The following is a 13,051-nucleotide window of genomic DNA, read 5'->3' on the forward strand; positions in this document are numbered from 1 at the left end:
GAAATGCGCGGAAATCCCGGTTGATCTCTTGCCATTCCCCTCCCCACAGGGGCATTGTTGAAGGGAACCTGATCCGAAAGTAGCCAACGACATGGACCTTACCGGCAAATTGTTGATCGCGATGCCTGGCATGGGCGACCCGCGATTCGAACATTCGGTTGTCTATATCTGCAGCCATGGCCACGATGGCGCGATGGGGCTGATCGTCAACAAGCCATCGGACCTGCGGTTCAAGACGTTGCTGGAGCAGTTGAACATTCCCTGCCGCAACCCGGTGATCGGCGAGCGTCTGGTCCATTTCGGCGGTCCGGTCGAGATGTCGCGCGGCTTTGTCCTGCACAGCGCAGATTATGAGGCCAACCTGCATTCGATGCAGATCTCCGATGATTTCAGCATGACTGCGACTTTGGATGTGCTCGAGGACCTGTCTTCGGGCTGCGGTCCTTTGAACGCGATGCTGACGCTGGGCTATTCCGGCTGGGGGCCGGACCAGCTTGAGGACGAGATTGGGATGAACGGCTGGCTGACCACTGAAGCCACGTCGAAGCTGGTGTTCGACGTCCCCGACGATGAGAAATGGGAGGCCGCCCTGGCCACGCTGGGGGTTGATCCTCTGACTCTGTCGGCCAGTGCAGGGCGCGCCTGATCAGCTGTCGCGCGGTGCAGCGGCGCGGCGCAGGCGGTCGTTGATCGCAACGCCCAACCCGTAATCGGGGATTGGCGACACCGCTATCGGGCGACCTGTTTCGTTCAAGCTGTGAAGCGCCGCAAACAGATTGGCCGCCGCTTCCGTAAGGGCGCCATCGGGGGACAGGTTCAGATCGCATTCGACCGGTCCGAAGCCCAGAAAAACCTCATCACCTTCTATCGTGTCGGCGTTCAAACGAACCGGCGCATCCGGCGCATAGTGTGACTGCAGTTGGCCAGGGGCGGTCAGGGGGCCTCCGGTTTGGTGAGAATGCAGGTGGGTGCTCAGAACCTCTTCGATATGTTCCAACGCGATGCCGCCAGGGCGCAGCAGGGTCGGTTCTGTGGCCAGTCCGACGATCGTGGATTCCAACCCGACCCCGCAGGGGCCATCATCCAGAATGGCTGCGATGCGCCCGCCAAGCCCTGCGCGGACGTGGTCGGCGGTAGTCGGGCTGATCTGACCGGACGGATTGGCCGAGGGGGCTGCGACAGGCCCGTCAAAGTCCCGCAGCACAGCACGGGCGGCGGGGTGGGCAGGCACCCGAACCGCCAGCGTGTCCAACCCCGCGGTGACCAGCGACGACACGCCATGCCCGGCGCGCAACGGCAATACCAAAGTCAGGGGCCCCGGCCAGAAGGCAGCGGCCAACGCCTCGGCCTGATCCGACCATTCCACTATGCGCTGCGCCGCCCGGACCGAGGCGACATGCGCTATCAGTGGGTTGAAACTGGGTCGGCCCTTGGCTGCGTAAATGCTGGCCACGGCCTCGCCATTGCGGGCATCACCGCCAAGCCCATAGACTGTCTCGGTCGGAAAGGCGACCAGCAGGCCCTGCCGCAACAGGTCCGCAGCCTCTGCGATTCCGGCCGGATTGGCGGACAGGTCGGTTGTACCGTTAGGGATCATAAGTGGTGACGCCGCGTTTCGATTGCTTGTAACATAGGGACGGGTACCTAATCGTCCAAAGCCAGATGAATAACGGCGGGTGCCAGGTTTTCCAACCCCGTCGTTTAGACCCATAAGAAAAGCACCGAGGTGAAGCCATGCCGTATCGCGCCCCTGTCTCTGATTACGAATTCCTGTTCCGTCATGCGGTTGATTTCGATCAGATCGCGGCAACTGAAAAATTCTCAGAAGCCAGCAAAGACGTGGTCAGCGCCATCCTGACAGAAGCGGGAAAAATGTGCGAAGAGGTGATTGCCCCGTTGCAGCGCCCCGGTGATCTGGAACCCGCGCGGCTGGAAAACGGCGTGTTGCGCACCTCGCCCGGCTATGGTGACGGTTGGAACGCGATTGCCGAAGGCGGCTGGGTCGGAATGAGCGCCGATCCCGAATATGGCGGTATGGGTTTGCCGATGACGCTGACCACTGCCGTGAACGAGATGATGGGCGCGGCATGCCTGTCGCTGCAACTGGCCCCGCTGATGACGCAAGGCCAGATCGAAGCGCTGGAACATCACGCAAGCGATGACCTGAAAGAGCTGTATCTGCCCAAGATGATCGAGGGCAAATGGTCGGGCACGATGAACCTGACCGAACCGCAGGCGGGCTCGGATGTGGGTGCGCTGACGTCGAAGGCGGAACCCAATGGCGACGGGACCTATGCGGTGTCCGGTCAGAAGATCTATATCTCGTGGGGCGACAACGATTTTGCGGAAAACGTCTGCCACCTGGTGCTGGCACGGCTGCCCGACGGCGTGCCCGGAACCAAGGGTATTTCGCTATTCCTGGTGCCCAAGTATCTGCCGGATGAAAACGGCAATCCTGGTGTGGCCAACGATCTAAAAGTGGTCTCGCTTGAGCATAAAATGGGTCTGCATGGCTCGCCGACCTGCGTGATGCAGTATGACGGCGCCAAGGGCTGGCTTGTGGGCAAGGAACACGGCGGTATGGCCGCGATGTTCACCATGATGAACAATGCGCGCCTGGGCGTAGGCGGTCAGGGTGTGGGCGTCGCCGAGGGTGCTTATCAGCACGCGCTGGAATACGCGCTGGAGCGCAAACAGGGCAAGACACCGTCGGGCACCATCATCGACCACGCGGATGTGCGTCGGATGCTCATTGGCATGCGGGCCGATACCTTTGCCGCACGTGCGATCATGCTGGCCAACGCCGCCGCCATCGACATGGCGACCGCCACCGGTGACGCGGATTGGGTGTCGCGCGCCGCGCTTCTGACGCCGATCAGCAAAGTGTTTGGCACGGAAACGGGTATGCGTGTCTCGGAAGAGGGTGTGCAGGTGCACGGGGGCATGGGCTTCATCGAGGAAACCGGTGCCGCGCAATACTATCGCGACGTCCGAGTAACTGCGATCTACGAAGGCACCAACGGCATTCAGGCCATGGACCTTGTGGCGCGCAAGATGATGGACGGGGGCGAGGCCGCTGCCCGTCTTTTGGACGAGATCGAGGATCACGCCGAAAAAGCCCGTGCAACTATGCCCGAACTGGCTGGTCCCGTCTGGGAAGCCACCGAAAGCCTGCGAGAAACAACCGAATGGTTGGTCTCGCAATCGGACATGAACACGCGCTTTGCCGGCGCGGTGCCATATCTGCATGCCTTTGCACGGGTTTTGGGCGCGCATTACCACCTCAAGGCGGCTCTGGCGGAACCGGAAGGGTCGCGCTTTAAGCTGGCGCGTTATTATATCAATGCATTGCTGCCGGAATTTTCCGGTCTGCTGGTGCAGGCGCAAAACGGGGCCGGCGACGTTTACGCCCTGAGCGCCGAGGAACTGGCAGCAGCCTGATGGATGGTGATGCTCCTTTGACGATCCGGTATCCTTGGCCCGAGGCACCGGCCCCGGGCGAAGCGATTGAGGTTGCCGAAGGCGTGCTGTGGATGCGGCTACCGCTGCCCATGGCGCTGGATCACGTCAATATCTATGCGCTGGATGACGGCGACGGATGGACTGTGATCGACACCGGGTTTTCGTCGAAAAAGACCCGTGCCATCCTGGAAACCCTGATGGCCGGGCCTTTGGCTGGAAAACCCGTCAAACGGGTGGTGGTGACCCATCACCATCCCGACCATATCGGCAATGCCGGATGGTTTCAGTCTGACCATGGTGCCGAGCTGGTCACGACCCGCACCGCGTGGCTGTTTGCGCGGATGCTGACGCTGGATGTGCAAGACACCTGGCCGCGCGAAACGCTGGATTATTATCGCAGCGCTGGCATGGCGTCGGAGATATTCGAGAAACGTCAGGCCGAGCGGCCGTTCAATTTCGCCGACATGGTCTATCCGATGCCGCTGGGTTTCACCCGGATCAAACAGGGCAGCGTGATCCGTATGGGCGGGCGGGATTGGGATGTCCACATCGGCAATGGGCATGCACCCGAACATGCCACGTTCTGGAGCCGCGACGACAATCTGGTGATCACCGGCGATCAGATCCTCAGCTCGATCAGCCCCAATCTTGGCGTCTACGTGACGGAGCCGATGGCTGATCCGGTGGCGGAATGGCTTGAGGCATGCGAGCGTTTGCAAACCTTGGCGCGGCCCGAGCATTTGGCATTGGGTGGGCACAAATTGCCCTTCACCGGCCTGCCACTGCGCATGAAGCAATTGATCGATAACCACCATGGCGCGTTGGACCGCCTGCAGGACTATCTGGACGAGCCGAAAACGGCCGCCGAGTGCTTTGTGCCTTTGTTCAAGCGCCAGATCGGTGAGGGGGAATATGGTCTTGCATTGGTCGAGGCGGTTGCACATCTGAACCATCTTTACCACATTGATGCCGTGACCCGGACGCGGCGTGCGGACGGGGCGTGGGAGTTTCAGCGCAAAGGGTAAAGGGCATGGACAAGATCGAAACCTCGGCCGAAGCGGCGGAATCGGCGGCCTTGCCGCGTTGCTATGAGGTGCACGCCAACCCCGACGCCCAATCCGGAGCCAAGGACTTGCCCGGCCCTCTGCAAAAGCCCGTTGAAACCAAAAGCCCGGCGCAATGGGCCTATGAGCGGTTGATCCTGTACATTCAGAACTTTGAGAAAACGCTGGATGGTGGGCACGAGGTCGCCATGGGTTTTACCGGCGGCGATGCGGGCGTGATGCGGATCGAAGGCATGGGCTATTTCGATCCTGACATTATCACGTTCTACGGCTCGGACGCTGGCGGAGCCCGGACGCAGTTGGTCCAGCATGTCAGCCAGTTGAACGTGATGCTGCGTGCGCTGCCCAAATCGGTCGAGGATAAACCGGCCAATCGCATTGGATTTCGACTGGCGGCAGATCTGGAAGAAAGCTGATGGCCTGACTTGCAATTCGCGCCTTCGCGGCCTTGAATGACAGGGCCATTCAAGGGGGCGTATCGTGAGCAGTTTTTCAACCGTTACAAAAGCCTACCGGGGCGCGTGGGCGCGTCGCCGCGTCTTTGTGCCGATCTATGTCGCCGTGCGCCTTTTGCTGATCGCTTTAATCGCGCCCGGCGTGGCGGTGACCGTCAATCTGGCGGTGTCGCTGTCCAATCAGACCGCGCTGACCGATCAGGATATCGCGGCTTTCATTCTGTCCCCCATCGGGTTCGTGGTGGCCGTCGCGGTGCTGAGCGTGTTTTTGCTGGCCGAGGTCCTCGTCTTCTCGGTCATGGCCGGATCATTACGGATGGGGGAAGCTGACCCATGGCGGGCCGGCAGTTCCGCCATCGGCCTGATCCTGACCCGGTTGCCGGCATTGTTCGGCTTTGCCGCGCGCTTTGTCCTGCGTGTTCTTCTGCTGATCCTGCCCTTTGCGGCTGTGGCAGCATTGATCGCATGGTGGACGCTTACGGAATACGACATCAACTATTACCTGACCTTTCATCCTCCCTCTTTCTGGATTGCCGTTGGGCTGATCGGTGCGGTGGTTCTGGTGATGGCGTGGGTATTGATCCGGCGTCTTTCGGCCTGGGCTTTGGGCCTGCATCTGGTTTTGTTCGAAGGGGTCGCCCCCGCGAGCGCCTTCAACTTCAGCGCCAGCCGAATGGAGGGCAAGCGCGGTCGGTTGAAAATTGAACTGGCCATTTGGCTGGGTCTGAGGCTTGTCATTGCGGCCCTGATTGCAGGCGTCGCCGGGCTTCTGTTCGATCTTGTGCCGCTGCAGGGTGCCGCGCATCTGAGGCTGGCGTTGATCTACAGCCTCATCGTCGCAGGGCTCTGGTCGCTGGCGGGGCTAATATTGGCCGCAACGGCATTAGGGGCGCTGGCGCTTGTGTTGGATGGGTTTTTCGAAATCAAGACATCTGAACCCGCGCACCCTGAACCGGGCAACCTGCGGGTTCCGCTGATCGGAACCGTTGGCGCGGCGGCCGTGGCCGTGCTGGTCGGGCTGTGGTTCGGGCAGGAACTGCTTGAGAATATTCAGGCTCCGGACAGGGCCGAGGTGATCGGCCATCGCGGCGCAGCGGCGTTGCGGCCGGAAAACACTATGGCAGCGGTTGTGAAGGCGATCGAGGATGGCGCGGACTGGGTTGAGATCGACGTACAGGAATCTGCCGACGACGTGGTGATCGTGGCGCATGACAGCGATTTCATGAAACTGGCCGGTGTTTCCCTGAAGGTGTGGGACGCGACCATGGCGGACGTGGCCGAGATCGATATCGGCAGTTGGTTCGCGCCCGAATACGCGGATGAACGAACGCCGACCCTGCGTGAGGTTCTGGAAGCCGCAAAGGGCAAGGCCAAGGTCATTATCGAGTTGAAATACTATGGCCATGATGTCGATCTGGAAAACCGTGTGATCGCGCTGGTCGAGGAACACGGCATGCAGGATGACGTCGCCACGATGTCGCTGAAATACCCGGCGGTGCAGAAAATGAAGAAACTGCGCCCCGGCTGGCGCGCGGGCGTTTTGGCGGCCACCGCCGTGGGTGATCTGTCGGGCCTTGAGGGCGAATTCGTTGCGGTCAATGCCGCGATGGCGACGCCGGGGCTGGTGCGTTCGGTTCAGGAAGCGGGCAAGGACATCTATGTCTGGACGGTGAATGACCCTCTGCAAATGTCGGCCATGGCCTCGATGGGTGTGGACGGATTGATCACCGACCGCCCGGCGATGGCCAACGAAGTGCTGCGCGTACGCGCCGAGATGGGTCCGGCGGAACGCTTGTTGCTGTGGCTGGCGACGACCTTTGGCATGTCCGTGGACACTGAGGAAATGCGCGATGCGAGTCCGTGACCTGGCCGTGTCCCTTGCCTGCATCGCCGCGCCCGTATCCGCACAAGAGGTGATGCGTGTGGTCGAGATGCCCGCGCATCGCGCTTTGATGGCGCAGGCCGACGACGCCGAGCTGTTGGAATTCGCAACCGACGGGTGCTCGGGCGGGTTGTCGTCCAGTTGGCGGCTGGTTGCGGAAACTTTCCCGAAACTGGCAGATCTGTACGAGGCACACCCGCCATGGGAATATTGCTGCGTGACCCATGATCGGGCCTATCACAACGCGGGTGGGGCCGGTCAGGCGGATGAGAGTTTCGATGCGCGTTTGAAGGCAGATGACACTTTGCGATCCTGCGTCAAGGCACATGGGACTACGCACGCTGATGACTATGCCGCGCGGTATGACATGACGCCCGACCAGATCCGCTCGGTCCATTCCATCACCGCCGAGGCGATGTACATGGCGGTGCGGTTTGGCGGTGGCCCGTGCAGCGGATTGCCCTGGCGCTGGGGGTTTGGCTATCCGGGGTGCTCGGTCTTTGAAACACCCCTGCCTGCGCGCGAATGACGTGGTGACAGGCCGGAATTTTTGCATTATCCAACGGATCAAACACGCGAATTGGGAATCTTTGACACATGGCAGACCACAAGCACGGCGAGATGGACATTACCGTTCAGACCAAAACTTTCGATGCGTTCATCAAGTTCACCACCTGGTGCGTGGTATTGATCTTCTTTCTCTGCGTTTTCCTGGCAGTTTTCGCGGCGTAAGCCGGACGGTGTTGTCCGTGTTCAGGGTTTTGATGGCCTGCCTGCTGGTTGCGATGGTGGCCGGGTGCGCGGGGTCGCAGCGGCCTCAGGCGGATCAGGCCGAAATCGTGGCCCGGTCTTATCGTGATCCGGGGCCCTCGACGTTGACGCTTTATACGATGATCAACACGCGCACCGGATCGGGGGCGCATACGTCGTTGATGATTGGTGCAAGCGAGCGTGTGATCTTCGATCCCGCGGGGTCTTTCCGCGCCGATGTGGTGCCGATCCGGGATGATGTGCTGTATGGCATTACTCCGAATGTGGAGCGCGCATATCGCAGCAGCCATGCGCGTGAGACGCATTATGCGCGTATTCAAACCATCGAGGTCACGCCGCAGCAGGCTGAAATCGCGCTGCAACTGGCCAAACAGTCAGGACCGGTGGCCGGAGCGTATTGTGCCAACTCGACCGCGCGGCTGTTGCAGCAGGTGCCCGGGTTTGAGGAGATCGACGTGACCTTCTACCCGGTCAAACTGTCCGAGCAATTCGGGCAATTGCCCGGTGTTGTCACCACCGAATATCGCGAGACCGACGATGGCGATCTGCAGGCCGGACTGGCGGCAAACAATGCCCGGCTGAACCAGTTGGACGCAACCTCAACCCAGTAGAAACAGCAGGCCGTATAGCGTCGCGGCGCCTGAAAAGATCGCTGCAAGGACGTTCTTGGTCATCACTCCGACAGCAAGCGTCACAGCCGCGGCTGCCATACGCGGCGCATCCGGTTGACCGTCCGTCGCGGTCGGCCAGACCACCAGCGGGGCGATCAAGGCAGGGATGATGGCAACGGCCGTATACCGCAGATGGCGCAGCAGCCAAGCGGGCATCGGGCGATCTCCGACCAATCCGATAAAGGTGAACCGCAGGGCGAAACTGCCGATGGCCAGCCCGCCGATGACGATCCACATGGTCGTTGGGTCGATCGGTGTCATGGCTTTCTCCGCTCCAGAATCAGCTCGGCTTGCGCGCCTGCGATCATTCCCGCTGTCCCTGCGATCAGCAGACCGAGGTTGAAGGGCACGACAACGGTCAGCAGCGCCACCACGATAGCGACCAGCGCCGCAACCACATGTGCCAGCGTGCGCATCATTGGGCCGATCATGGCCAAAAACGTGATCGGCAGGGCAAAGTCCAGCGCCCAGCTTTCGGGAATTTGCGCCCCAAGCACGGCGCCCAGATAGGTTGCCAGAATCCACAGGGGCGTGATTGGCGTCACCGAACCGATGAAATAGGCCATACGCTGCGGTACGGTCATCTTCGGCTCTTTCTCGAATTGGACGATGGAACAGGCGTAGGATTGATCCACCGTCAGATAGGCCGCGCAGGCCCTTTGCCACAGCGGTGCGGCACCCAGAAACGGCGTCAGAGAGGCCGAATACATCGCCACCCGCAGGTTCACCGCCAAGGCCGAGGCCAGAACAATCGCCGTGGGCGTATTGTCCTGCAGCAATTGCAACGCGGTGAACTGCGCCGCCCCGGCGAACACGGTCGCCGAAAAGGCGATGGTCTGGACGATGTCCAGCCCGGCCTCGGTGGCGAACACGCCAAACAGGGTGCCGAAGGGGATGGCGACAAAGATGAACGGCGTCCCGTCGCGAAAACCCCTCCAGAAGTATGACTTGGATGTGGTGTCTGCCATGGCTAGATCCTATGGTGCTGTGCGCAGCAGTATCTGTCTTGCGAGGGGGTTGCAATTGGCCACGGAACCGGAACTTTCAGACTATATCATCGCGCCTGATCCCGGCGCCGCCCGTCTGACCCGCGCGGTCTCGGGTGTGGACCACAATGGCGAGGTTAGCCAGATCTCGGTGGTCGAGGAACGCCCGCTGACGATATTCCTCAATGCGCAGGAAATCGTGACGGCGATGACCATCGGCGACTACCCCGAATATCTGGCGCTTGGGTTCCTGCGCAATCAGGGGATGTTGCTGGCGGACGATCAGATTACGCGAGTAGACTATGACGACGATCTGGAAACCGTCGTGGTACGGACCGAACGTGAAACTTCCTACGAGGACAAGCTGAAGAAAAAGACCCGCACCAGCGGCTGCGCGGTTGGTACCGTTTTTGGCGACATGATGGAAGGGCTAGAGGATGTGCGCCTGCCACAGGTGCAGGTGCGCACCTCATGGCTGTATGATCTGGCCGCCAAGATCAACCGCACCCCGTCTCTGTACCTTGAGGCCGGTGCGATCCACGGCACGGTGCTGTGCTGCGAAAATCGACCCTTGGTCTATATGGAGGACGTGGGCCGCCATAACGCAGTCGACAAGATCGCAGGCTGGATGCTGTCCGAAGGCGAGACCGCTGAGAACAAGATACTATACACCACAGGCCGTTTGACCTCGGAAATGGTGATCAAAACGGCGATGATGGGCATCCCGGTGCTGGCGTCCCGCTCCGGTTTCACTGCTTGGGGAGTCGAGATCGCCCGCGAGGTCGGTCTGACGCTTATTGGCCGGATGCGCGGGCAGCGGTTCGTCTGCCTGGCGGGTGAGGACCGTCTGCTGCGCGACATCGACCCGGCCAGCGTGGCGGTCGAGGACAAGAAACATCGACGGAAGAGTGCTGGATGATTGAAATGCTCGCAGGACTTGAAGAGCTGCTGGTGTTACCGGTTCTCTGTGTGACAACGCTCTATTCCATGAAATTCCAATATGCGGATGAACTGACGATGGATATGGCGTTGGCGTCCTATCCCGACGACGTTCTGGATCGGCTTGGTTGGGGGGCTCTCACTGAATTGATTGCAGCCTCTCGTGCGTCTGGTTGCCCGTCACGGCGAAAATCGACGCGTCTGCGTATCTTGTTTTGGGGACTGCCTGCATTGAAAGGGCTGAGTAGGCCGACCCTAACTGCGGCACGGCGATACCGGCTAAACACCTGGACCATATTCCTTTCAGTCTTTCTAATCTCTAGCGTTTGGTCTTTCTGGTTGGCCGGTATTCTGGTTTTGATCGCTGTCGTCATCTTTTTGCGTACACCGAAGTGGCCCAAGCTGAGGGGACTGACGACATGACCAAACCCCTCGGAGTAATCCTTGCCGGTGGTCTCGCGACCCGGATGGGCGGCGGTGACAAGGGGCTGCTGCAGATCGGTGGGCAGAGCCTGTTGTCCCACGTGATCGACCGGCTTACGCCGCAAGTCGGCGGGCTGGCGCTGAACGCCAATGGTGATCCGGAACGGTTTTCCGATCTGAACCTGCCGATCCTGCCCGATACAATCGAAGGCTTTGCGGGGCCTCTTGCCGGGGTGTTGGCGGGGCTGGACTGGGCGGCCACACAAGGGGCGGACGCGATCGTCACCGCCGCCGCCGACACGCCTTTTTTTCCCCGCGATCTGGTGACGCGTCTGGTGACCGCTGCCGAAGGGCAAGCCCATCCACTGGTGCTGGCCACCACGCCGCGCACCGGCGACGAAGCACTGAAATCCGGTGGTGGCAAACGGATCAACCGGCACCCGACCTTTGGCCTCTGGCCCGTTGCGCTGCGCAATGATCTGCGCGAGGCGCTGACCGATGGGCTGCGAAAGGTCGTGCTGTGGACCGACAAACATGACGGGCGCGAGGCGCTGTTTCCGGCTGAACCGTTTGATCCGTTCTTCAACGTCAATACGCCGGATGATCTGGCACGGGCCGAACATCTGCTGGAGCAAGCATGAAGGTCTACGGGGTCACTGGCTGGAAGAACGCAGGAAAAACCGGCCTGATGGAGCGGTTGGTGGCCGAGATTTCCGGGCGCGGTATTTCGGTCTCGACCATTAAACATGCGCACCACGCGGTCGATGTAGATCAGCCCGGCACCGACAGTTACCGGCACCGCGCGGCGGGCGCGTCCGAGGTTGTTCTGGCCTCGGCCCAACGTATCGCAATCATGCAGGAATTGCGCGGCGCGCCCGAGCCGTCTCTGGCCGCGTTGCTGGCGCGCCTTGGCCCGGTCGATCTGGTGCTGGTCGAGGGGTTCAAGCGCGCAGCGCATCCCAAGATCGAGGCGTACCGGGCTGTCGCCGGACATGCGCTGATCGCCCCGGAAAACGAAACTATCCGCGCTGTGGCCAGCGATTCACCGCTGGACCTTGACCGCCCGGTTTTTGATTTGGATGATACGTCGGCGATTGCGGATTTCATCCTGCACGAGGTGGGCCTATGACGAAACCGGACCTTGCGCCTCCGCCGCTGCGCGACGATTGCTTTGCCTTGCCTGCCGGGGTGAACTGGACCCCGGTCGACGACGCTCTGACCCTTTTGCGCGACCGGTTGAGCGTGGTGACAGCGACAGAAACCGTGCCTTTGGCGCAGGCCGCGCACCGCGTTTTGGCCGGGGACGTGCGGGCCGCACGATCGAACCCGCCCCTACCCAACACGGCTGTGGATGGCTATGGCTTTGCCGGGCCAGCGCCGGACGGGCCACAAGTGATGCCTTTGGCTGAAGGCCGCGCTGCCGCAGGCATTGCGTTTGACGGAAAGGTGCCGCCGGGCCACGCGCTTAGAATACTCACCGGAGCGGCGCTTCCCAAGGGCGTGGACACCGTCATTCTGGAAGAGGACGTGACCATGCAGGGCGGCCATATCGCGTTCCACGGGCCATTGAAACGCGGGGCAAACACCCGGCGCGCCGGCGAGGATGTGGCCGAGGGGGATTTGACTTTGCCCGCGGGTCGCAGGCTGACACCGGCTGATTTGGCGTTGCTGTCGGCAACCAATGTGGCCGAGGTTTTGGTGCAAAAACCGCTTCGGGTGGCGGTTCTGTCCACGGGCGATGAATTGGTCGAACCGGGTTATGTTGCCGGGCCGGGCCAGATTTTCGACGCCAACCGTCCGATGTTGCTGTCGTTGATCGAACGGATCGGGTTCCAGCCTGTCGACATGGGCCGTGTCCCGGATAACCGTCAGGCTCTGCGTGATTGCCTGAACGCCGCAGCGCAAAGCGCGGATGTCATCCTGACCAGTGGCGGGGCCTCGGCAGGGGATGAGGACCACGTTTCTGCCCTGTTGCAAGAGGCCGGGGCCATGCAGGAATGGCGCATTGCGCTCAAGCCCGGTCGTCCGCTGGCTTTGGGGCTTTGGAATGGAAGGCCGGTGTTTGGATTGCCCGGGAACCCGGTTGCCGCTTTGGTCTGCACGTTGATTTTTGCCCGCCCCGCTCTGGGACTTATGGCAGGCGAGGGATGGTCAAGCCCGCAAGGATTTGACCTGCCCGCCGCCTTTGAAAAACGCAAAAAGCCCGGTCGGCGCGAATACCTGCGCGCCCGCATTCGTAATGGCCGGGTCGAGGCCTTCGCATCCGAGGGTTCGGGCCGGATCAGCGGGCTCAGCTGGGCCGAAGGACTGGTCGAGATCGGGGACGACGCACGACACATTCGTCAGGGCGACCTTGTGCGGTTTATTCCGTATCAGAGTTTCGGGCTGTAGCCCCCCG

Annotated in this window: 16 protein-coding genes; 13 read left to right on the forward strand and 3 right to left on the reverse strand. The window is 61.2% G+C overall.

Translation table 11 applies throughout. From position 1 onward, the window contains the following. Positions 1-91 precede the first annotated feature (91 nt). A complete protein-coding gene (locus ACR0CR_RS09740) occupies positions 92-646 on the forward strand; it encodes a YqgE/AlgH family protein (protein ID WP_480598463.1) in 555 nt (184 codons plus the stop codon). Here the strand turns inward: ACR0CR_RS09740 and ACR0CR_RS09745 are convergent, their stop codons facing one another. After that, a complete protein-coding gene (locus ACR0CR_RS09745) occupies positions 647-1,597 on the reverse strand; it encodes an L-threonylcarbamoyladenylate synthase (protein WP_480598465.1) in 951 nt (316 codons plus the stop codon). Positions 1,598-1,734: 137 nt separating this feature from the next. Between ACR0CR_RS09745 and ACR0CR_RS09750 the strand changes: the two genes are divergently transcribed. From ACR0CR_RS09750 to ACR0CR_RS09780, 7 genes are all read left to right on the forward strand, one after another. Further along, entirely contained in the window at positions 1,735-3,441 is a 1,707-nt protein-coding gene (locus ACR0CR_RS09750; RefSeq protein WP_480598467.1) for an acyl-CoA dehydrogenase family protein, read from the forward strand. Next, a complete protein-coding gene (locus ACR0CR_RS09755; protein ID WP_480598469.1) occupies positions 3,441-4,487 on the forward strand; it encodes an MBL fold metallo-hydrolase in 1,047 nt (348 codons plus the stop codon). Before ACR0CR_RS09750 ends, ACR0CR_RS09755 begins: the two co-directional genes overlap by 1 nt. Positions 4,488-4,492: 5 nt before the next feature. Next, positions 4,493-4,942, forward strand: coding sequence for a DUF6173 family protein (locus ACR0CR_RS09760; RefSeq protein ID WP_480598471.1), 450 nt, complete (start codon positions 4,493-4,495; stop codon positions 4,940-4,942). 64 nt (positions 4,943-5,006) lie between these two features. Then, positions 5,007-6,845, forward strand: a complete 1,839-nt coding sequence (locus ACR0CR_RS09765; protein ID WP_480598472.1) for a glycerophosphodiester phosphodiesterase family protein — start codon at positions 5,007-5,009, stop codon at positions 6,843-6,845. Further along, entirely contained in the window at positions 6,832-7,392 is a 561-nt protein-coding gene (locus ACR0CR_RS09770; RefSeq protein ID WP_480598474.1) for a hypothetical protein, read from the forward strand. Before ACR0CR_RS09765 ends, ACR0CR_RS09770 begins: the two co-directional genes overlap by 14 nt. Positions 7,393-7,460: 68 nt before the next feature. Further along, on the forward strand, positions 7,461-7,595 hold the full coding sequence (locus ACR0CR_RS09775) for an aa3-type cytochrome c oxidase subunit IV (RefSeq protein ID WP_480598476.1): 135 nt from the start codon (positions 7,461-7,463) through the stop codon (positions 7,593-7,595). A 32-nt stretch (positions 7,596-7,627) separates the two neighbouring features. Next, positions 7,628-8,245 (forward strand): hypothetical protein, encoded by a 618-nt coding sequence (locus ACR0CR_RS09780; protein WP_480598685.1) that lies wholly within the window; start codon positions 7,628-7,630, stop codon positions 8,243-8,245. Here the strand turns inward: ACR0CR_RS09780 and ACR0CR_RS09785 are convergent. Continuing rightward, positions 8,234-8,566 carry an AzlD domain-containing protein gene (locus ACR0CR_RS09785; RefSeq protein ID WP_480598478.1) on the reverse strand — a complete coding sequence of 111 codons (333 nt, stop codon included), beginning with the start codon at positions 8,564-8,566 and terminating at the stop codon, positions 8,234-8,236. The two genes, ACR0CR_RS09780 and ACR0CR_RS09785, sit on opposite strands and share 12 nt — an antisense overlap. Beyond that, positions 8,563-9,273, reverse strand: coding sequence for an AzlC family ABC transporter permease (locus tag ACR0CR_RS09790; protein ID WP_480598479.1), 711 nt, complete (start codon positions 9,271-9,273; stop codon positions 8,563-8,565). Before ACR0CR_RS09790 ends, ACR0CR_RS09785 begins: the two co-directional genes overlap by 4 nt. On the opposite strand from ACR0CR_RS09790, the gene ACR0CR_RS09795 reads away from it, so the two are divergent. Genes ACR0CR_RS09795 through ACR0CR_RS09815 form a run of 5 tightly spaced genes read left to right on the forward strand, consistent with a single transcriptional unit; the run spans position 9,272 to position 13,044 of the window. Further along, positions 9,272-10,210, forward strand: a complete 939-nt coding sequence (locus ACR0CR_RS09795) for a formate dehydrogenase accessory sulfurtransferase FdhD (RefSeq protein ID WP_480598481.1) — start codon at positions 9,272-9,274, stop codon at positions 10,208-10,210. The two genes, ACR0CR_RS09790 and ACR0CR_RS09795, sit on opposite strands and share 2 nt — an antisense overlap. 5 nt (positions 10,211-10,215) lie before the next feature. Beyond that, complete coding sequence (locus ACR0CR_RS09800) at positions 10,216-10,653, forward strand: hypothetical protein (protein WP_480598483.1); 438 nt, start codon at positions 10,216-10,218, stop codon at positions 10,651-10,653. Beyond that, positions 10,650-11,294 carry a molybdenum cofactor guanylyltransferase MobA gene (mobA, locus tag ACR0CR_RS09805; RefSeq protein WP_480598484.1) on the forward strand — a complete coding sequence of 215 codons (645 nt, stop codon included), beginning with the start codon at positions 10,650-10,652 and terminating at the stop codon, positions 11,292-11,294. Before ACR0CR_RS09800 ends, mobA begins: the two co-directional genes overlap by 4 nt. After that, positions 11,291-11,782, forward strand: a complete 492-nt coding sequence (mobB, locus tag ACR0CR_RS09810; protein ID WP_480598486.1) for a molybdopterin-guanine dinucleotide biosynthesis protein B — start codon at positions 11,291-11,293, stop codon at positions 11,780-11,782. Before mobA ends, mobB begins: the two co-directional genes overlap by 4 nt. Further along, positions 11,779-13,044 (forward strand): molybdenum cofactor synthesis domain-containing protein, encoded by a 1,266-nt coding sequence (locus ACR0CR_RS09815; protein ID WP_480598488.1) that lies wholly within the window; start codon positions 11,779-11,781, stop codon positions 13,042-13,044. Before mobB ends, ACR0CR_RS09815 begins: the two co-directional genes overlap by 4 nt. Positions 13,045-13,051 lie beyond the last annotated feature (7 nt).

This window comes from Ruegeria sp. AM2 (assembly GCF_056540685.1).

Excerpts from the sequence above, each read along its gene's own strand:
- ACR0CR_RS09740 (WP_480598463.1), top strand. The coding sequence starts at position 92 with ATGGACCTTACCGGCAAATTGTTGATCGCGATGCCTGGCATGGGCGAC.
- ACR0CR_RS09745 (WP_480598465.1), bottom strand. The coding sequence starts at position 1,597 with ATGATCCCTAACGGTACAACCGACCTGTCCGCCAATCCGGCCGGAATC.
- ACR0CR_RS09750 (WP_480598467.1), top strand. The coding sequence starts at position 1,735 with ATGCCGTATCGCGCCCCTGTCTCTGATTACGAATTCCTGTTCCGTCAT.
- ACR0CR_RS09755 (WP_480598469.1), top strand. The coding sequence starts at position 3,441 with ATGGATGGTGATGCTCCTTTGACGATCCGGTATCCTTGGCCCGAGGCA.
- ACR0CR_RS09760 (WP_480598471.1), top strand. The coding sequence starts at position 4,493 with ATGGACAAGATCGAAACCTCGGCCGAAGCGGCGGAATCGGCGGCCTTG.
- ACR0CR_RS09770 (WP_480598474.1), top strand. The coding sequence starts at position 6,832 with ATGCGAGTCCGTGACCTGGCCGTGTCCCTTGCCTGCATCGCCGCGCCC.
- ACR0CR_RS09775 (WP_480598476.1), top strand. The coding sequence starts at position 7,461 with ATGGCAGACCACAAGCACGGCGAGATGGACATTACCGTTCAGACCAAA.
- ACR0CR_RS09780 (WP_480598685.1), top strand. The coding sequence starts at position 7,628 with ATGGCCTGCCTGCTGGTTGCGATGGTGGCCGGGTGCGCGGGGTCGCAG.
- ACR0CR_RS09785 (WP_480598478.1), bottom strand. The coding sequence starts at position 8,566 with ATGACACCGATCGACCCAACGACCATGTGGATCGTCATCGGCGGGCTG.
- ACR0CR_RS09795 (WP_480598481.1), top strand. The coding sequence starts at position 9,272 with ATGGCTAGATCCTATGGTGCTGTGCGCAGCAGTATCTGTCTTGCGAGG.
- ACR0CR_RS09790 (WP_480598479.1), bottom strand. The coding sequence starts at position 9,273 with ATGGCAGACACCACATCCAAGTCATACTTCTGGAGGGGTTTTCGCGAC.
- ACR0CR_RS09800 (WP_480598483.1), top strand. The coding sequence starts at position 10,216 with ATGCTCGCAGGACTTGAAGAGCTGCTGGTGTTACCGGTTCTCTGTGTG.
- mobA (WP_480598484.1), top strand. The coding sequence starts at position 10,650 with ATGACCAAACCCCTCGGAGTAATCCTTGCCGGTGGTCTCGCGACCCGG.
- mobB (WP_480598486.1), top strand. The coding sequence starts at position 11,291 with ATGAAGGTCTACGGGGTCACTGGCTGGAAGAACGCAGGAAAAACCGGC.
- ACR0CR_RS09815 (WP_480598488.1), top strand. The coding sequence starts at position 11,779 with ATGACGAAACCGGACCTTGCGCCTCCGCCGCTGCGCGACGATTGCTTT.